Below are 17,602 nucleotides of genomic sequence, written 5' to 3'. Positions count from 1 at the left end.
GCTTCGAGGCGAACGCCTCAGCTGGCCAGCCCCCGGCTGGCGGCACGGCGCAGACGGCCGGCGGCGCGGCGGGCCCGGTCGACGGCGGCGTTCTCCAAAGGAATGGGGGCTTCGGGGGGACGGCTGGCGGCCTGGGTCTCCTGGGACTGCAGCCGCACCAGCTCCCGCCGGCCGCCGAGCACCACCTGGCTGAGCTCCTTGAGACGCACCTCCAGTTCCCCGAGCACCTGCTCGGCGTAACGGTTGGCGCCCTCCTGGATGGCGGCCGATTCCTGACGGGTGCGGGCGATCAGGGCATCGCACTGCTGCTGGGTCTGCTGGCGGAACTGCAGGGCATCGGCGTGGAGACGCTCCGCCTCCGCCTGGCTTTCCCGCTGGACCCGCAGACCCTCCTGGCGGATGCCCTCCAGTTCCTGCAGGGCCTGGGCCCGGCTGCGTTCGTGCTGCTCGACCAGCTGGCGGTTGCGCTCCGCCGCCTCCTGCTCGAGCTGCTGGCGCCGCTGTTGGGCCTCCTGCTCGAGCTGCTGCCGGCGGCCGGCGAACTGCTGCTCGAACTGGGCCATGCGGGCCTGGTGCTCCTGTTCCGTCTGGGCCACCTGCTGGCGGGCCTGGAGCACCATCTGTTCGCACTGCTGGCGGGCCAGCTCCCGCTGTTCCGTCACCTGGCGCTCCGCCTCCTGGCGGATGGCGGCGGCGTTGATCAGCTGCTCCCGCTCGCGCCGCGCCTGGGTGACGATCTCCTCGGCCTGCACCCGGGCCTTCTCGATGAAGCCCTCCCGCTGCCGGATCAGGTCCTCCGCCTGGGAGATCTGCCCGGGCAGGGCCTCCCGCAGCGCGTCCATCATCTCGATGGCGTCCTGCTCGTTCACCAGACGGCCGCCGCTGAAGGGGATCCGGCTGCCGTCGAGAACGATGTCCTCCAGCTGATCCAGCTGATCGAGAACGGTGAAACGGACCTCAGCCATATCGGGTTCCGGGAGCTGCCTGTCGATTAAAGAGCCTCTCCAGGTCGATCGCCACTCCCGGCGGGACCATGTGACCCACGTCCCCGCCGAAGCGGGCCACCTCCTTCACCACCGAGCTGCTGAGAAAGCTGTGGTGGGCTGCGGTGGCCATGAACAGGGTCTCGACCCGGGGGGCCAGGGTCCGGTTGGTGTGTGCGATCTGCAACTCGAACTCGAAGTCGCTCATCGCCCGCAGGCCCCGCAGGATCACCTGGGCGCCGCAGGCCTGGGCGTAGGTCACGGTGAGGCCGTCGAAATGGCCCACCTCGATGCCGGCGATCCCCTCGGTGGCCAGGCGGATCTGCTCCAGCCGCCGCTCCAGGGGGAAGGCGGGCTGCTTGGAGGGGTTCATCAGCACCGCCACCACAACCCCGTCGAAGAGGCCGGCCGCCCGCTCGATCAGGTCGAGATGGCCCAGGGTGAGGGGATCGAAACTGCCGGGATAAAGGGCTCGCATCCGACCAGCCTATGGAGACGGGCCCCGGCGGGTTCCTTGGCCCGGGCGGGTTCCTAGAGTCCAGCGATCCCTGCCGCCCACCCCATGACCGACGTTGCCCTGGACGCGGCCGCCAAGAAGACCCTGCTGCGCAAGATCCCCCACGGTGTGTTCATCTGCGGGGTGGCCGAGGGTGACGAGGTCAACGGCTTCACCGCCAGCTGGGTCACCCAGGGCTCCTTTGAGCCTCCCCTGGTGGTGATGGCGGTGCGCGCCGACTCCACCAGCAACGGCATGATCCAGCGCAGCGGGCGCTTCTGCCTGAACGTGCTGGCGGCCGATCAGAAGGACCTGGCGGCGGTGTTCTTCAAGCCCCAGAAAGGCGTGGGGGGACGGTTCGATGCCGCCCCGTTCCACCTGGGGCCCCTCGGCCTGCCGGTGCTCGACGACGCCCTTGGAGCGGTGGAGTGCACGCTGGTGGGGCAGGTGGCCCACGGCGACCACACCGTCTTCGTGGGAGAGGTGAAGTCGGCCACCCTGCACCGCGACGCCGCCGCCCTGGAGCTGTCCGCCACGGGCTGGCAGTACGGCGGTTGAGGCCGGGCCATGGCTGAGCCGGTTGCGCCTCCGGGCGGCACTCCGGGCGGTGATGTCGTCGGGCCGCTGCTGCTCCAGCGCGAGCGGCTGTCGGCCCGGCTGCGGGAGCTGCCGGCGGAGCCGGGCTGTTACCTGATGCGGGATGCGAGCGACCGCATCCTCTACATCGGCAAGTCGAAGAGCCTGCGGGCCCGGGTGCGCAGCTACTTCCGCGACTCCCACGACATCAGCCCCCGCATCGCCCTGATGGTGCGCCAGGTCTGCGAGATCGAGTTCATCGTCACCGACAGCGAGGCGGAGGCGCTGGCGCTCGAGTCGAACCTGATCAAGAACCACCAGCCCCACTTCAACGTCCTGCTCAAGGACGACAAGAAGTACCCCTACCTCTGCATCACCTGGAGCGAGGCCTACCCGCGCATCTTCATCACCCGCCGCCGCCGGCTGCGCAGCCCCCTCGACCGCTTCTACGGGCCCTACGTGGACGTGGGCCTGCTGCGCCGCACCCTGGCCGTGGTCAAGCGGGTGTTTCCCCTGCGCCAGCGTCCCCAGCCCCTGTACCGCGACCGCACCTGCCTCAACTTCGACATTGGCCGCTGCCCGGGGGTCTGCCAGGAGAAGATCGGCTCCGACGACTACCACCGCATCCTGCGCAAGGTGGCGATGGTGTTCCAGGGCCGCAACGACGAGCTCCTGGATCTGCTGCGGCAGCAGATGGAGCGCTACGCCGAGCGGCTCGATTTCGAGGCCGCCGCCCGGGTCCGCGACCAGCTGCAGGGCCTCGACCTGCTCACCGCCGACCAGAAGATGAGCCTGGGGGACAGCTCCGTCAGCCGGGATGTGATCGCCCTGGCGGCCGATGATCGCGTGGCGGCCGTGCAGATCTTCCAGATGCGCGCCGGCAAGCTGGTGGGGCGGCTGGGCTACACCGCCGATGCGGCCATCGCCACCCCGGCCGAAGTGCTGCAGCGGGTGATCGAGGAGCACTACAGCCAGGTGGAGCCGGTGGAGATTCCGCCGGAGCTGCTGCTGCAGCACCCCCTGCCCGCCCAGGATCTGATCGGCGACTGGCTGGCGGAGCGTCGGGGACGCAAGGTGCGACTGGCCGTGCCCCAGCGGCGCCAGAAGGCGGATCTGATCGAGCTGGTCGAGCGCAACGCCGGTTTCGAGCTGGCCAGGGCCCAGCGGGGGGCGGAGCAGCAGCTGCTGGCCACCGAGGACCTGGCCCAGCTGCTGGAGCTGCCGGTGCCCCCCCGGCGGATCGAGGGCTACGACATCAGCCACATCCAGGGCAGCGATGCGGTGGCCTCCCAGGTGGTGTTCATCGACGGCCTGCCGGCCAAGCAGCACTACCGCAAATACCGGATCCAGAGCAGCAGCATCCGGGCCGGCCATTCCGACGACTTCATGGCCATGGCGGAGATCATGCGGCGGCGTTTCCGCCGCTGGTCCCAGGCGAAGGCGGAGGGGGCCGACCTGGCCGCCCTGCGCCGCGCCGGCGCCTCGGCCCTGCACACCGATGGCCTCAGCGACTGGCCGGACGTGGTGATGATCGACGGCGGCAAGGGCCAGCTGTCGGCGGTGATGGAGGCCTTGCGGGAGCTGGACCTGCACGAGGAACTGACGGTGTGTTCCCTGGCCAAGCAGCGGGAGGAGGTGTTCCTGCCCGGCGCCCGCGAGCCCCTCGACACCGAGGCCGACCAGCTGGGGGTGGTGCTGCTGCGGCGGCTGCGGGATGAGGCCCACCGCTTCGCCGTCAGCTTCCACCGCCAGCAGCGGGGTGAGCGGATGAAGCGCTCCCGCCTCAGCGACATCGCCGGTCTGGGTCCGAAGCGGGTCAAGGACCTGCTGGCCCACTTCCGCTCCATCGACGCGATCCAGCTGGCCAGCCCGGAGCAGATCGCCGCTGTCCCCGGCATGGGGCCGGCCCTGGCCCGCCAGGTGTGGGACCACTTCCACCCCCCCATGGACACGGCCGATGCTGGCGAGACCCACCACGGGGAACCCCTGGAGCTGGCGGGATGAGGCCAGCCGTGCGGGCCTGGGGTCTGGGGGGTTGGGCTGGCCTGCTGCTGGCCCTGCTGCTGCTGGCGTTTGTCCCGGCGCCGGTGGCGGCGGCTCCGGGGCTCTGCGTCGGTCCGGTCTGCGGCGACGAGATCAGCCGCAGCGCCAAGCACCACTGGCAGCTGAGGCTCCGGGTCAGCGACCAGGAGAGCCGGCGGGAGCGGATCGTGGTGGATTGCCGCGATGGCGGCATCAGCCCGCGGCAGGGCCCCGTGGACCGGGCCTACAGCGCCGCCGTGGCCCGCCGCTGCTGCCGCCTGGTGGGGGAAGGCTGAGCCCGGCCCACCCGATGGCGATGAATCGCAGCACGGCGACTAACTTGGCGGTCCGTCGCCCATCGCCCTCCCCCGGGCCCTGACATGACGCTGCCGCTGTCCCTGCCCCTGACCCTGGCTGTGACCTTGCCCCCCGAGGCCTACCTCTGGTTCAAGACCCTCCACATCGTCGGGGTGGTGGTGTGGTTCGCCGGCCTGTTCTACCTGGTGCGCCTGTTCATCTACCACCGGGAGGCCGCCGAGCTGGAGCCGCCCCTGCGCCAGGCTTTCGAGGAGCAGTACGGCCTGATGGAGCGGCGCCTGGCCAACATCATCACCACCCCCGGCATGGTGGTGGCCGTGGCGATGGCGGTGGGCCTGCTGCTGGTGGAGCCCCTCTGGCTGAAGCAGGCCTGGATGCACGCCAAGCTGGCCGTTGTGGTGGGCCTGCTCGTCTACCACCACCTCTGCTACCGGCTGATGGGCCAGCTGCAGCGCGGCGAATGCAACTGGAGCGGCCGCCAGCTGCGGGCTCTCAACGAACTGCCCACCCTGATGCTGGTGCTGGTGGTGATGCTGGTGGTCTTCAAGAACCAGTTCCCCACCGGTGCCGCCACCTGGTTCCTGGTGGCCCTGGTGGTGTTCATGGCCGGCTCGATCCAGTTCTATGCCCGCTGGCGGCGGCTGCGCGCCGAACGGCTGGCCCAGCAGGAGAGTGGCGGTGCTGCGGCCTGAGGCTCTCGCCCATCCCCTCACCCCGGTGTTGCGCCAGGTGCGGGCCGACAGCTGCCCGGAGCGGTTCAACTTCCACTGCCACACGATCTGCAGCGACGGCAGCCTCCACCCCGACGATCTGGCGGCCGAAGCGGTGGCCATCGGCCTGGAACACCTGGCCGTGACCGACCACCACGGCCTCGCCGCCCATGGCGCCATCAGCGCCGCCCTGGACGACCACCGCCGGCGGGGGGCAGCCACCCCGACCCTCTGGCGCGGGGTGGAGATCAGCTGTCTGCTGGAGGGCTGCCTGGTCCATGTGCTGGGGCTGGGCTTCGCCGCGGAGCACCCCTCCCTCCACCCCTACCTGCAGGGCACCTCGGTGGTGGGGCCGGCCCTGCGGGCCGAGGCGGTGGTGGCGGCGATCCGCGCGGCCGGGGGCCTGGTACTGCTGGCCCACCCCGCCCGCTACCGGCTGCCCCACCAGCGCCTGATCGCGGCAGCGGCGGATCTGGGCTTCGATGGCGCCGAGGTCTGGTACGACTACGCCATGCAGAGCCGCTGGCAGCCCACGCCGCTGGTGTGCGAGGCGATGGCCGCCGATCTGGAGCGCCGGGGCCTTCTGATGAGTTGTGGTACGGATACCCATGGGCTGGTGCTCCGCGGCCGCTAGGGTTTGCTGACACGTTTCTCCTTGCGTCGATGGGCCTGCTCGATCGTCTGTTCGGTTCCCGTGCCGCCTCGGTGACCAAGCCTGAGGCTGCCGCCAAGGCCAAACCCAAGGCCGAGACCTTCTTCCTCGATCCCGAGGCCTCCACCAGCCTGGGCGATGTCAAGTTCATGAAGCGGTCCAACACGATCCGCCACACCTTCCCCGGCAACGCCGACAGCCCGGGTGAGAAGGAGATGGTGGCGGAGGTCGCCTCGATGGAGGCCCGGGTCGAGAAGATGACCCCCGGTCTGGCCGGCATCCAGCCCACCGAGAAGGGCGCGGTCAACCTCACCGGCGGCATCCCCAAGCCCGTCAAGAAAACCTTTGCTCAGCAGATGAGCGCCGCCGAACTGGGGCAACGCATCAAGGGAGCGGCCGTGACCCCCACCAACCTGCCGGGAGGTCCGGCGGCCGCCAAGCAGCAGAAGGAGGCCGAAGCCCAGGCCCAGCCGGCCAGCTCCCAGCAGGCGGCCAAGCCCGGCACCACCGATCCCTTCCGCTCCATGGTGAGGGATCTGGAGCTCTGATCCCCGCGGCGCCGGGAGCCTGGTTCAGCGCTGCTCCACCAGGCTCTCGCTCTCCAGCACCAGCTGCCGCAGCCGCTCCAGCCGCTCCGGATCGGCCCCGTCCCAGAGGCCGCGGTGGTGCGCCTCCAGGAGCCGTTCGGCCATGTCCCGCAGGGCCCAGGGGTTGGCGCGCCCCAGAAACTCCCGCACGGCCCCGTCCTCCAGCCAGGCGGCGCTGATGGCGCCGTAGCCCCAGTCGGGGACCCGCCCGGTGCTGGCGTCGTAGGCGAACAGGTAATCGAGGCTGGCGGCCATCTCGAAGCCGCCCTTGTAGCCGTGTTCCTGCATGGCGGCGATCCAGCGGGGATTGAGCAGCCGGGAGCGCAGCACCTTGTCGAATTCCCGCTCGAGCCGGTGCAGCCGGGGCCGCTGGCTGCGGGAGTGGTCGCCGAACCAGAGGGCCGGGGCCCGTCCCTGGAGCTTTTCAGCGGCGGCGCTCAGGCCCCCCTGGAACTGGTAGTAGTCGTCGGAATCGAGCAGGTCGTGCTCCCGGTTGTCCTGGTTGTGCAGCACCACCTGCACCTGGGCCAGGCGCCGTTCCAGGCCGGCCCGATCCGCCGTGGCCTCGATGGCGCCACCACTGGCGGCATCGCCAGGATCACCGTCGTAGCGCCAGGCGCTCCAGTTGAGGAAGGCGTCGCCGAGGTCGCCGCGCTCCTCCCAGTGGCCACTGTCGATCAGGCCCTGCAGCCCGGCCCCGTAGGCGCCGGGCGCTGAGCCGTAGATGCGACCCCCATGGCCCTCCTGCCGGGCCGAGGCCGCCAGGGGGTTGTCTTCGGGGGCCTCTTCGAGGCCGGCCACCAGGCGGGTGGCCCGGTTGAACCAGCCCACCAGCTGGGGGAAGGCATCGCGGAACAGGCCGGAGATGCGCAGGGTGACGTCCACCCGCGGCCGGCCGAGCAGGCGCAGGGGGATCACCTCCACGTCCACCAGCCGGCGGGTGGGGCCATCCCAGACGGGCCGCACCCCCATCAGGGCCAGGGCCTGGCCGATGTCCTCGCCGCCGTTGCGCATGGTGGCGGTGCCCCACACCGAGAGGGCCAGGGTGCGCAGGTCGTCGCCCTCCTCCTGGAGATGGAGCTGCAGCAGCAGCTCGGCGCTGCGCCGCCCCAGGTCCCAGGCGGCCTCCGTCGGCAGGCCGCGCAGATCGACGCTGTAGAAGTTGCGCCCCGTCGGCAGCAGATCCGGCCGACCGCGGGTGGGCGCCCCCGAGGGCCCGGCGGCGATGCGGCCGCCGGCCAGGCCGGTGAGCAGGGCCTGGCGCTCGGCCTCGCCGCAGGCCAGCAGGGGCGGCAGCAGGGCACGGCGCAGGTGGCCAAGGGCGCGTTGGGTAGCCGCCCCCGCCCCCGGTCCCTCGGGCGTCTCCGGTGAAGCCGTCGGTGTTCCGGGGGCTCCACCCAGCACCTCCTCCACCAGGTCCAGGGCGAGGGCCTCCAGAAAGGCCACCCCGTCGCCGATGTGACGCAGCACGGGACCACTCGCCCTGAGGAGGCTGAGCCGCCCGTGGTCGCCGGCGGATAGGGGGGCCTCCTCGGGATCGGACCAGGGGTCCAGATCCAGCCCCAGATCGAGGGCGAGGGCCTGGGTGAGCCCGGGCACCCCCGCCTGGGGAGGGCGGGCCAGGCACAGCAGCAGCTCGGCCAGCTTGGCCGGCGCCGGCAGGGTGCCGAAGGTGTGCAGCCCAAGGCGGATCTGGGCCTCCTTCAGCTCACAGAGGTAGCCGTCAGCGGCTTCCAGCTGGCCGTCCAGATCCGGCAGGGCCGTGGCGGGCAGCTGGAGCTCCTCCAGCCGCTGGCCGAGGCGCTCCCGCAGCAGCGGGGCCCGGGCGCTGCCCAGCTGGCGCGCCTCCCAGTACTCATCCAGCAGGGCCTCAAGGCCCTGCAGATCCCCATGCAGCCCGGCCCGTCCCAGGGGCGGGGTCAGGTGGTCGAGGATCACGGCCTGGGCGCGGCGCTTGGCCTGGCTGCCCTCGCCCGGGTCGTTGACGATGAAGGGATAGAGATGGGGCAGGGGCCCCAGGGCCCATTCGGGGAAGCAGTCCTGCGACAGCCCCAGCCCCTTGCCCGGCAGCCATTCCAGGTTGCCGTGCTTGCCCACATGCACCACCACCTGGGCGCCGAAGCTCTGGCGCAGCCAGAGGTACTGGGCCAGGTAGGCGTGGGTGGGGGGCAGATCGGGACTGTGGTAACTGAGGCTGGGATCACGGTCGTAGCCGCGCTCCGGCTGGATGAGCACGAGCACCCGGCCGAAGCGCAGCCCGCGCACCGGGAACGCCCGGCCGGTGCTCCCATCCGCCAGAGCCACCGGTTCCAGTCCCGCGTCAGTGTCGGGCGGCCCCCAGACCGCCTCCAGCCGCTGGCGCCCCTCCAACGGCAGGGTGGCGTACCAGGCCCGGTAGGTGTCCAGGGGCAGGTGGTCGAGGGGCGGGCGATGGCCGCTTTCCGGGTCGTTGCTGCGGCCCTCCAGCAGCCGGTGGATGAGGGCATCGCCATCGGCCGGCAGAGCAGCCGACGCCCCCAGGTCGTAGCCGGCCTCCGCCAGCCAGCCGAGCATCAGGGCGGCACTGGCCGGGGTGTCGAGGCCGACGCCGTTGGCCAGGCGGCTGTTGCGGTTGGGGTAGTTGGCCAGCACCAGGGCCACCCGACGCCCGGCGGCCGGCGTGCGGCGCAGGTCGATCCAGGCGCCGGTGAGGCGGGCGACCCAGTCGAGGCGCTCCCGGTCGGGCACATAGCGGTGCAGGGCCGTGGCCAGGCTGTCGCTGGTGGCGCTCCATTCCTTGAAGGCCCCCACCCGGGTGGTGAGGCGTCCGTCCAGCTCCGGCAGGGCCACCTGGAGGCTGAGGTCCATCGGTGCTAGGCCGATGCTGCTGGCGCGCCAGGCTTCGCGGCTGCGGCCGCTGCAGAGCACCTGCAGCACCGGCACCCCCAACCGTTCCCACAGGGGCGCCCCCAGCCCCGCCTCCTCGAACGACACCGAGGCGAAGCCCGTGCCGCAGAGCACGGCCTCCGCCCCCTCCCGGGCCAGCAGATCGGCCACCCCCCGCTGCACGGCCCCATCGCGCAGGCTGCTCACCCACAGGGCCCGCGGCGCCAGCCCCCGGCCGCGCAGGGCCGCCAGCAGCGCCTCCATCAGGGCCAGATCCCCCGCCTGCCAGAGGGCCCGGTAGAGGATCACCCCCGCCCGGGAGCCGGGCTCGTCGCGCCAGTCATGGGGGAGGGGATCGGCGGCCGGTACGGGCCACGGCGGCTCGGGACGCTCCCCGGCCAGGAGGGCGGCCAGGGTCCGCAGCAGCAGGCGCAGGTTGGCCGGCCCCCCCTCCCGCAGGCAGGCCGCGCAGGCCGACGCCAGGGGCCCGTCGAGGTTGCCGAGGCAGGCCAGGGCCTGCTCCTCCTCGGCGGTGCCGGCCAGCACCAGCAGCTGGCGGCCTGCCGCGGCGCCGGCCCACTGGCGCAGGCACTCCAGCCCATAGCTCCAGTGGCCGCGTCCCCCCAGCAGCCGCACCACCACCAGCCTGGTGCTGGCGAGGCTGCTGGCCACGTAGTGGTCGATCACCGCCGGGTGCTGCAGGGCCGAGAGGTTGAGGGCCCGCAGCTCCCCGGGCAGCAGGTCCGGCTCGGCCTCGAGCAGCTGGGCCACCGCCAGCAGGTCCGTGTCGGCACTGCTGAGCAGCACCACCGGGGCCGGTGGCTGCTCCACGAAGAGGCCGCCGTCGTCCTCCGTCCTGTCCCCGGCGATGGACGCGAGTCGATGCATCACCCCATCCTGCCGAACGCGATGAGAAGATCGCATCGTCGCCACCGCCTTCCATGCACCAGTTCCTGCCCTATGCCTGGTTCGGCGGACAATGCGTCCCCTTTGCCGAGGCCACCCTCTCGGTGGCCACCCATGCGCTGCATTACGGCACGGGCGCCTTCGGCGGCATGCGAGCCCTCCCCAACCCCGCCGACAACAACGAGATCCTGCTGTTCCGTGCCGATCGCCATGCCCGTCGCCTCAGCCAGAGCGCCCGGCTGCTGCTGACGGAACTGCCGGAGGAGACGATCCATAACGCCATCCATGCCTTTCTGCAGGCCAACCGGCCCACCTGCCCGATCTACCTGCGGCCGTTCGTCTACACCAGCGATCTCGGCATCGCACCGCGGCTCCACAACATCCAGACCGATTTCCTCATCTACGGGATCGAGATGGGCGACTATCTCTCCCCCGAGGGTGTCAGCTGCCGGATCAGCAGCTGGTGCCGCCAGGAGGACCGCTCCCTGCCCCTGAGGGGCAAGATCAGCGGCGCCTACATCACCAGTTCGCTGGCCAAGACGGAAGCCGTCAAGAGCGGCTTCGATGAGGCCCTGCTGCTCAACAGCCGCGGCAAGGTGAGCGAGGCCAGCGGCATGAACCTGTTCATCGTCCGGGACGGCGTGCTGATCACCCCGGGGGTCGATCAGGACATCCTCGAAGGCATCACCCGGGCCAGCATCATGGAGCTGGCACGCTCGATGGACATCCCCGTGCTCGAGCGGGCCGTCGACAAGACCGAACTGATGATCGCCGACGAGGTGTTCCTCAGCGGCACCGCCGCCCGCGTCACCCCGGTGCGCCGGATCGAATCCACCGACCTCTCCAGCCACCGGCCCGTGATGGAGCGTCTGCGCGACCGCCTCACGGCGATCACGGAGGGCCGCGATCCCTCCTATGACCACTGGGTCACCCGCATCCGCATCGACGCCTGATGGTCGTCACCGCCGCCATCCACCACCCCACCGACCGCATCGGCTTCCTCGACTGGCTGCACGGTCCGACCCGGCCGGTGCTCGTCTTCGACGGCGCCACGGGCACCTCCCTGCAGGAGATGAACCTGACGGCGGAGGATTTCGGTGGTACGGCCCTGGAGGGCTGCAACGAGAACCTGGTCTTCACCCGGCCCGATGCGGTCCAGGCGGTGCACCGCCAGTTCCTGGAGGTGGGTTGCGACGTGATCGAGACGGACACCTTCGGGGCCGCCTCGATCGTGCTGGCCGAATACGGACTGGAGGACCAGGCCTTCGCCATCAACCGCCGGGCCGCCGAACTGGCCCGCGAGATGGCCGCCGCCTACAGCACCCCCGACAAGCCCCGGTTCGTGGCCGGCTCGATGGGGCCCACCACCAAGCTGCCCACCCTCGGCCACATCGACTTCGACACGATGAAGGCCTCGTTCCGGGAGCAGGCCGCCGGCCTGATCGCCGGGGACGTCGACCTGTTCATCGTCGAGACCTGCCAGGACGTGCTGCAGATCAAGGCGGCCCTGCAGGGCATCGAGGAGGCCTTCAGCGCCGCAGGAGAGCGGCGGCCCCTGATGGTCTCGGTGACCATGGAAACCACCGGCACCATGCTGGTCGGCTCCGACATCGCCGCCGTGGTGGCGATTCTGGAGCCCTTCCCGATCGACGTGCTCGGCCTCAACTGCGCCACCGGCCCGGAGCAGATGAAGGAGCACATCCGCTATCTGAGCCAGCACAGCCCCTTCGTTGTGAGCTGCATCCCCAACGCGGGGCTGCCGGAGAACATCGGCGGGGTGGCCCACTACCGGCTCACCCCCACCGAGATGCGGATGCAGCTGATGCACTTCGTCGAGGATCTGGGGGTCCAGGTGATCGGTGGCTGCTGCGGCACCACCCCCGCCCATATCGGCGCCCTGGCGGACCTCGCCGCCGGCCTGAAGCCCGCCCCCCGCGAGGTGCGGCAGCCCCGGCAGCGGCTGGAGCGGCCGCCGCTCCACTACGAGCCGGCGGTGGCGTCGATCTATGGCGTCACCCCCTACTTCCAGGACAACTCCTTCCTGATCATCGGCGAGCGGCTCAATGCCAGCGGCTCGAAGAAGGTGCGCGAGCTGCTCAACGCCGAGGACTGGGATGGCCTGGTGGCAGTGGCCCGGGGCCAGGTGAAGGAGAACGCCCACGTGCTCGATGTGAACGTCGACTACGTGGGGCGTGATGGGGTGAAGGACATGCACGATCTGGTGAGCCGCCTGGTCACCAACGTGAACCTGCCGCTGATGCTCGATTCCACCGAGTGGCAGAAGATGGAGGCCGGCCTCAAGGTGGCCGGAGGCAAGTGCATCCTCAATTCCACCAACTACGAGGACGGCGACGAGCGCTTCTTCAAGGTGCTCGAACTGGCCCGTGACTACGGCGCCGGCGTGGTGGTGGGCACGATCGACGAGGAGGGCATGGCTCGCACCGCCGAGCGCAAGTTCGCCATCGCCCAGCGGGCCTACCGGGATGCGCTCGAGTTCGGCCTGCCGGCCCACGAGATCTTCTACGACCCGCTCGCCCTGCCCATCTCCACCGGCATCGAGGAGGACCGGGCCAACGCGGCGGCCACGATCGAGGCCATCCGCCGCATCCGCCAGGATCTTCCGGGTGTCCATGTGGTGCTGGGGGTCAGCAACGTCAGCTTCGGGCTGTCCCCGGCCGCCCGCATCGTGCTCAACTCGGTGTTCCTGCACGACTGCTGCGCCGCCGGCATGGATGCGGCGATCGTCAGCCCGGCGAAGATTCTCCCCCTGGCGAAGATCAGCGAGGAGCATCAGCTGATCTGCCGCGATCTGATCCACGACCGGCGGCGGTTCGAGGACGGCATCTGTGTCCACGATCCCCTCACCCTGCTGACCACCGAGTTTGAGGGCGTCAGCGCCAAGGAGGCCCGGGCCTCAGGGCCTTCGCTGGCCGATCTGCCCCTGGAGGAGCGGCTCAAGCAGCACATCATCGACGGGGAGCGCATCGGCCTGGAGGCTGCCCTGCAGGAGGCCCTGGCGGAGCATCCACCGCTGAAGATCATCAACACCTTCCTGCTGGATGGCATGAAGGTGGTGGGCGAACTGTTCGGCTCGGGCCAGATGCAGCTGCCCTTCGTGCTGCAGAGCGCCGAAACCATGAAGGCGGCCGTCGCCTTTCTCGAGCCTCACATGGAGCGCAAGGAAGGTGAATCCAGCAGCAAGGGCAAGTTCCTGATCGCCACCGTCAAGGGCGACGTTCACGATATCGGCAAGAACCTGGTGGACATCATCCTCACCAACAATGGCTATGAGGTGGTGAATCTGGGGATCAAGCAGAGCGTCGACGCGATTGTCGAGGCCCAGCGCCAGCACGGCGCCGACTGCATCGCCATGAGCGGCCTGCTGGTGAAATCCACCGCCTTCATGAAGGACAACCTCGAAACGTTCAATGAGGTCGGCATCTCCGTTCCCGTCATCCTCGGCGGGGCGGCGCTGACGCCGCGGTTCGTCAACGGCGACTGCCGAGCGGCCTACCGGGGCCAGGTGATCTACGGCCGGGACGCCTTCGCCGACCTGCGCTTCATGGACGCCCTGATGGACGCCAAGGCGGCCGGCCGCTGGGACGACCTCCAGGGTTTCCTCGACGGCGCTCCCGAGGGCCTGGGGCTGGGCGAGAACGCAGCTTCCGCGACGCCCGCCGATTCGGGCGAGGCGCCCGCCGAGCCTGGGGAGACTCCGGCACCGGTCGAGCCTGTGGTGGCGGGCAGCGACGAGCGCTCCGCGGCGGTGCCGGCCGAGCCGGCCATCGCGCCCCCGTTCTGGGGCACCCGGGTGCTCACCGAGGCGGAGATCGACCTCGACGAGGTGTTCGCCTACCTGGATCGCAACGCCCTCTTCGCCGGCCAGTGGCAGCTGCGCAAGACCCAGCAGCAGAGCCGGGAGGACTACGAGGCCATGCTCGCCGAGACGGCGGAGCCGGTGCTGCAGGAATGGCTCGGACGCTGCCGCCAGGAGGGTCTGCTCACCCCCCGGGTGGCCTATGGCTACTTCCCCTGCGGCCGCGCCGGCAACTCCCTGGTGGTGTTCGATCCCGGAGCGATGGCCGATGGGGCAGCGCCCGCCAGCGGCGGCGGCGAGCTGGGGCGCTTCGCCCTGCCGCGCCAGCGCAGCGGCAACCGCTACTGCATCGCCGACTTCTACCGCGACCTGGAAGCGGGCCCGGACGGCGCCCTGCGGCCGAGCGACGTGCTGCCCATGCAGGCGGTCACCATGGGCGAGGGGGCCACCAGGTTCGCCCAGGAGCTCTTCCGGGCCGACCGCTACAGCGACTACCTCTATTTCCATGGCCTGGCGGTCCAGATGGCCGAGGCCCTGGCCGAATGGACCCACGCCCGCATCCGCCGGGAGATGGGGTTCGCCGCCGGCGAGCCGGCCGCCCTGCGGGACGTGCTGGCCCAGCGCTACCGGGGCAGCCGCTACTCCTTCGGCTACCCCGCCTGCCCCAATGTGGCTGACTCCCGCCAGCAGCTCGCCTGGCTGGGCACCGACCGCATCGGCCTGACGATGGACGAGAGCGACCAGCTGGAGCCGGAGCAGAGCACCACCGCCCTGGTGGCCCTGCACAGCCAGGCCAGGTATTTCAGCGCCTGAGGCCGGCCCCTGGCCATGGCAGGCTTTGCTCACCCTTCGCATCCCTGGCCATGGCCATCGCAGGACCCGGCGGCGTTGATGACGCCATCGCCGCGGGCGTGGATCTGGACGGCTCCCCGATCCCGGCCGCCATGCTTGCCCTCTACGGCGAAGTGATGGAACTGGAGAGCCGCCGGGCCCGCAGCGGGGTGAAGAAGTCGATGCGCAACCGCATCGTCCGCACCGGAGCCAAGCATCTCGATCGGCTCACCCTCGACCAGCGCCTGCGGGAAGCCGGCTGGGAGGGCCTCAAGGACAAGGAGATCGCCTTCTTCTACGGCTGAGCCCTCCCGACGGACCCAGCGCCGGAGGGGCTCAGCTGCAGAGCTCCTCCAGGCTGTCGATCACGTCCTGCTGGAAGGCATCGAGAGCGTCGGAGTCGCTCAGGTCGATCCCCTCACCGGCGGCGTTCTGGGTGAGCTCCTGGAAGTGGAAGGCACCCTCGCCATGGGCCAGAAACTCCATGGCGGAGGGCTCACCGCTTTCCTTGTAGGCGTCGCAGAGGGCCAGGAAGGCCGCATCCTCGGTGAAATCCCAGCTCATGAAGGGGGTCGTGCTGAAAGACCTTTAACCCCTCTCCCCCGGAATTCGTCAACCTCCTGGGGGCAAATTGTGCCAGTCCTCCGTCAGACTCTCCCCGTTCCTGCACCGCCCCGGCCTTGGTCGCCTCCCCCCTGCAGCCCCCTGCCGAAAGCCGCAATGTGCTGGGAGAACCACTGCAGGAGTGCGGGTGTGCGCCGCTCACCGGTTGGTTCAGGGATGGCTACTGCCATGCCGATCCCGGTGATTTCGGCCGTCACACGGTCTGCTGCGTGGTGAACGAGTCGTTTCTGAGCTACAGCCGCGCCCAGGGCAACGACCTGTCGACACCGATGCCCGCCTACAACTTCCCCGGCCTGCGCCCCGGCGACCACTGGTGCGTCTGCGCCGCCCGCTGGCTGGAGGCCTATGAGGACGGCATGGCCCCGCCGGTGCGGCTGGAGAGCTCCGCCTTCTCCACCCTCGAGGTGATCCCCCTGGAGGTCCTGCGCAGCCACGCCGCCTGAGCGGCGCCCTGCATCCCTCGCCTCACCAGGGCACCGGCGAGCCGTCCCAGGCGAGGAAGGCACCGCTGCCGCCGGCCGTCTGGCCCTCCAGCACATCGAGCAGGTGAGAGGCGGCCCGCTCCGGGCTGAACAGGGCCGTGGGAGGCACGGAGCGGCCGAAGGGGGCCGAGAGCGGGGTGGCGGTGGTGCCGGGATGGAGCAGGGTCACGCAGGCCAAAGGGAGCCGGCGCTGCCATTCGATCGCCAGGGTGCGCAACAGCTGGTTCTGGGCCGCCTTGGCCGCCCGATAGGCGTACCAGCCGCCGAGGCGGTTGTCGCCGATGCTGCCCACCCGGGCCGAAAGGCTGGCGAAATGCACCGGGAGGTCCCTTGGCAGGGCGGCTTCGATCGCCTGGGCCAGCAACAGGGGGCCGAAGGCGTTGACGGCGAAGCTGCGCTCCAGGGCCTGGCGGTTCACCTGGGAGAGGCGCTTCTCCGGCTGCATGGGGCCGTCGTGCAGCAGCCCGGCGGTGTTGATGACGACCCGGAGGGGCGCGAGCTCACCGGCGGCACGGGCAGCCAGCGCGGCCAGGCTCGGGTCATCGGCGAGATCGAGCGGGATCTCCGCCCCACGGCGGCCGGCGGTGCGGATCCGCAGCCCGGGCGCCCGCCGGGCCAGCTCGGCCGCCAGCGCCAGGCCGATGCCCCCCGGGCCCACGATCAGGGCCTGACCTTCCCAGTCCTGCCAGTAGGGGTTGGTGGGGGTCGGCATGGCGGACACGGGGATGGCGCATGATGGCGGTTCCTTCCGGGGAACCGCCCCGCGCGTCAGTCCATGAGTCTGCGCATCACCGTGCTGGGTCGGGGTGCCTGGGGCGGCACGTTGCTGCGGCTCTGGGAGCGCCAGGGTCACCATCTGAGCAGCTGGTCGCGCCGGGATGGGTCAGACCCGGCGGCCGTGTTGCAGGACTGCGACCTGGTGGTGGTGGCCGTGTCGATGGTGGGGGTCGCCCCCCTGGGCCTGGGCCTACAGGGGCGCTGGCCGGAGGGCCTGCCGCTGCTGAGCTGCAGCAAGGGCATCGATCTGGACAGCCTCTGCACGGCCAGTCAGCTCTGGCGGCGCCACCTGCCGGCGGTGCCGCTGGCGGTGCTGAGCGGCCCGAATCTGGCGGAGGAACTCGACCGGGGCCTGCCGGCGGCCAGTGTGCTCAGCAGCGACGACCCCGGGCTGGCCCGCCGGCTGCAGGAACAGCTGCGGACCCCACACCTGCGGCTGTACACGAATGCCGACCCCATCGGCACCGAGGCGGCAGGGGCCCTCAAGAATGTCATCGCCCTGGCGGCCGGCATCAGTGACGGCCTGGGCCTGGGGGCGAACGCCAAGGCCTCGCTGCTGTGCCGGGGCCTGGCGGAGATCGCCGTCGTGCTCCAGGCCCTCGGCGGCCAGTCGACCACCCTCTACGGCCTGGCCGGCCTGGGGGACCTGCTGGCCACGGCCAACAGCAGCCTCAGCCGCAACTACCGCTTCGGCAGCCTGCTGGCCGAGGGCTGTGACGAAGCCACCGCCCTCGGCCGGATCGGCGCCACCGTGGAGGGGCCCCGCACCGCCCGCGCCACCCTGGCCCTGGCCGAAAGGGAGGGCTGGCAACTGCCCATCTGCGGCCAGGTGGTGCGCCTGCTGGCGGGCGAGCTGGAGGCCCGCCAGGCCGTCCAGGAGCTGATGCAGCGCGACCTGCGGGCCGAAGCGGCGCCCTGAGCCGAGACGACTGTCCCGGTGTGGCGGCACGGTGCAA

16 protein-coding genes are annotated in these 17,602 nt (G+C 70.8%); 11 read left to right on the top strand and 5 right to left on the bottom strand.

Features of this window, described 5'->3' with window-relative positions:
* Positions 1-17: 17 nt before the first annotated feature.
* Together H6G99_RS01425 and coaD are read right to left on the bottom strand one after the other, a co-directional pair.
* Complete coding sequence (locus H6G99_RS01425) at positions 18-965, bottom strand: coiled-coil domain-containing protein (protein WP_094584578.1); 948 nt, start codon at positions 963-965, stop codon at positions 18-20.
* The gene (gene coaD / locus H6G99_RS01420) at positions 958-1,461 is read right to left on the bottom strand and encodes a pantetheine-phosphate adenylyltransferase (RefSeq protein ID WP_094584577.1); all 504 of its coding nucleotides are present in this window, start codon (positions 1,459-1,461) and stop codon (positions 958-960) included. The genes H6G99_RS01425 and coaD overlap by 8 nt, the downstream gene beginning before the upstream one ends.
* Before the next feature lie 84 nt (positions 1,462-1,545).
* Here coaD and H6G99_RS01415 point away from each other — a divergent pair, with 84 nt between their 5' ends.
* The 6 genes from H6G99_RS01415 to H6G99_RS01390 all read left to right on the top strand — a co-directional run bounded on the left by H6G99_RS01415 (position 1,546) and on the right by H6G99_RS01390 (position 6,305).
* On the top strand, positions 1,546-2,037 hold the full coding sequence (locus H6G99_RS01415; RefSeq protein ID WP_190609430.1) for a flavin reductase family protein: 492 nt from the start codon (positions 1,546-1,548) through the stop codon (positions 2,035-2,037).
* 9 nt (positions 2,038-2,046) lie between these two features.
* A complete protein-coding gene (gene uvrC, locus H6G99_RS01410; protein WP_190609428.1) occupies positions 2,047-4,059 on the top strand; it encodes an excinuclease ABC subunit UvrC in 2,013 nt (670 codons plus the stop codon).
* Positions 4,056-4,373, top strand: coding sequence for a hypothetical protein (locus H6G99_RS01405; protein ID WP_094584574.1), 318 nt, complete (start codon positions 4,056-4,058; stop codon positions 4,371-4,373). The genes uvrC and H6G99_RS01405 overlap by 4 nt, the downstream gene beginning before the upstream one ends.
* A gap of 84 nt (positions 4,374-4,457) precedes the next feature.
* Positions 4,458-5,087, top strand: coding sequence for a protoporphyrinogen oxidase HemJ (gene hemJ / locus H6G99_RS01400; protein ID WP_199296894.1), 630 nt, complete (start codon positions 4,458-4,460; stop codon positions 5,085-5,087).
* The gene (locus H6G99_RS01395; RefSeq protein WP_094584729.1) at positions 5,074-5,739 is read left to right on the top strand and encodes a PHP domain-containing protein; all 666 of its coding nucleotides are present in this window, start codon (positions 5,074-5,076) and stop codon (positions 5,737-5,739) included. Before hemJ ends, H6G99_RS01395 begins: the two co-directional genes overlap by 14 nt.
* 29 nt (positions 5,740-5,768) lie before the next feature.
* A complete protein-coding gene (locus H6G99_RS01390) occupies positions 5,769-6,305 on the top strand; it encodes a hypothetical protein (RefSeq protein ID WP_190609426.1) in 537 nt (178 codons plus the stop codon).
* A 24-nt stretch (positions 6,306-6,329) separates the two neighbouring features.
* Here the strand turns inward: H6G99_RS01390 and cobN are convergent, their stop codons facing one another.
* Positions 6,330-10,097, bottom strand: coding sequence for a cobaltochelatase subunit CobN (cobN, locus tag H6G99_RS01385; RefSeq protein WP_190609425.1), 3,768 nt, complete (start codon positions 10,095-10,097; stop codon positions 6,330-6,332).
* 53 nt (positions 10,098-10,150) lie between these two features.
* Between cobN and H6G99_RS01380 the strand changes: the two genes are divergently transcribed.
* Genes H6G99_RS01380 through H6G99_RS01370 form a run of 3 tightly spaced genes read left to right on the top strand, consistent with a single transcriptional unit; the run spans position 10,151 to position 15,068 of the window.
* A complete protein-coding gene (locus tag H6G99_RS01380) occupies positions 10,151-11,068 on the top strand; it encodes a branched-chain amino acid transaminase (protein ID WP_094584571.1) in 918 nt (305 codons plus the stop codon).
* Positions 11,068-14,745 (top strand): methionine synthase, encoded by a 3,678-nt coding sequence (gene metH / locus H6G99_RS01375; RefSeq protein ID WP_190609423.1) that lies wholly within the window; start codon positions 11,068-11,070, stop codon positions 14,743-14,745. The genes H6G99_RS01380 and metH overlap by 1 nt, the downstream gene beginning before the upstream one ends.
* 50 nt (positions 14,746-14,795) lie before the next feature.
* Entirely contained in the window at positions 14,796-15,068 is a 273-nt protein-coding gene (locus tag H6G99_RS01370) for a small RNA NsiR4-regulated ssr1528 family protein (protein WP_094584569.1), read from the top strand.
* A gap of 31 nt (positions 15,069-15,099) precedes the next feature.
* On the opposite strand, the gene H6G99_RS01365 is transcribed toward H6G99_RS01370, so the two are convergent.
* Positions 15,100-15,327 carry a DUF8667 family protein gene (locus H6G99_RS01365; protein ID WP_015108208.1) on the bottom strand — a complete coding sequence of 76 codons (228 nt, stop codon included), beginning with the start codon at positions 15,325-15,327 and terminating at the stop codon, positions 15,100-15,102.
* A gap of 116 nt (positions 15,328-15,443) precedes the next feature.
* Here H6G99_RS01365 and H6G99_RS01360 point away from each other — a divergent pair, with 116 nt between their 5' ends.
* Positions 15,444-15,830, top strand: a complete 387-nt coding sequence (locus H6G99_RS01360; RefSeq protein WP_190609421.1) for a DUF2237 family protein — start codon at positions 15,444-15,446, stop codon at positions 15,828-15,830.
* A 22-nt stretch (positions 15,831-15,852) separates the two neighbouring features.
* On the opposite strand, the gene H6G99_RS01355 is transcribed toward H6G99_RS01360, so the two are convergent.
* A complete protein-coding gene (locus H6G99_RS01355) occupies positions 15,853-16,581 on the bottom strand; it encodes an SDR family NAD(P)-dependent oxidoreductase (protein WP_190609419.1) in 729 nt (242 codons plus the stop codon).
* 63 nt (positions 16,582-16,644) lie between these two features.
* Between H6G99_RS01355 and H6G99_RS01350 the strand changes: the two genes are divergently transcribed.
* Complete coding sequence (locus tag H6G99_RS01350) at positions 16,645-17,565, top strand: NAD(P)H-dependent glycerol-3-phosphate dehydrogenase (RefSeq protein ID WP_190609417.1); 921 nt, start codon at positions 16,645-16,647, stop codon at positions 17,563-17,565.
* Positions 17,566-17,602: the final 37 nt, after the last annotated feature.

It is taken from the genome of Synechococcus sp. FACHB-909, from assembly GCF_014698945.1.
Classification (GTDB): domain Bacteria; phylum Cyanobacteriota; class Cyanobacteriia; order PCC-6307; family Cyanobiaceae; genus Cyanobium.
This window is presented reverse-complemented; position numbering and strand designations above follow the sequence as displayed.

Coding starts and splice junctions, on each gene's coding strand:
- H6G99_RS01350 (WP_190609417.1), top strand. CDS start 16,645: ATGAGTCTGCGCATCACCGTGCTGGGTCGGGGTGCCTGGGGCGGCACG.
- metH (WP_190609423.1), top strand. CDS start 11,068: ATGGTCGTCACCGCCGCCATCCACCACCCCACCGACCGCATCGGCTTC.
- H6G99_RS01405 (WP_094584574.1), top strand. CDS start 4,056: ATGAGGCCAGCCGTGCGGGCCTGGGGTCTGGGGGGTTGGGCTGGCCTG.
- H6G99_RS01380 (WP_094584571.1), top strand. CDS start 10,151: ATGCACCAGTTCCTGCCCTATGCCTGGTTCGGCGGACAATGCGTCCCC.
- H6G99_RS01355 (WP_190609419.1), bottom strand. CDS start 16,581: ATGCCGACCCCCACCAACCCCTACTGGCAGGACTGGGAAGGTCAGGCC.
- hemJ (WP_199296894.1), top strand. CDS start 4,458: ATGACGCTGCCGCTGTCCCTGCCCCTGACCCTGGCTGTGACCTTGCCC.
- cobN (WP_190609425.1), bottom strand. CDS start 10,097: ATGCATCGACTCGCGTCCATCGCCGGGGACAGGACGGAGGACGACGGC.
- uvrC (WP_190609428.1), top strand. CDS start 2,047: ATGGCTGAGCCGGTTGCGCCTCCGGGCGGCACTCCGGGCGGTGATGTC.
- H6G99_RS01365 (WP_015108208.1), bottom strand. CDS start 15,327: ATGAGCTGGGATTTCACCGAGGATGCGGCCTTCCTGGCCCTCTGCGAC.
- coaD (WP_094584577.1), bottom strand. CDS start 1,461: ATGCGAGCCCTTTATCCCGGCAGTTTCGATCCCCTCACCCTGGGCCAT.
- H6G99_RS01390 (WP_190609426.1), top strand. CDS start 5,769: ATGGGCCTGCTCGATCGTCTGTTCGGTTCCCGTGCCGCCTCGGTGACC.
- H6G99_RS01425 (WP_094584578.1), bottom strand. CDS start 965: ATGGCTGAGGTCCGTTTCACCGTTCTCGATCAGCTGGATCAGCTGGAG.
- H6G99_RS01370 (WP_094584569.1), top strand. CDS start 14,796: ATGGCCATCGCAGGACCCGGCGGCGTTGATGACGCCATCGCCGCGGGC.
- H6G99_RS01415 (WP_190609430.1), top strand. CDS start 1,546: ATGACCGACGTTGCCCTGGACGCGGCCGCCAAGAAGACCCTGCTGCGC.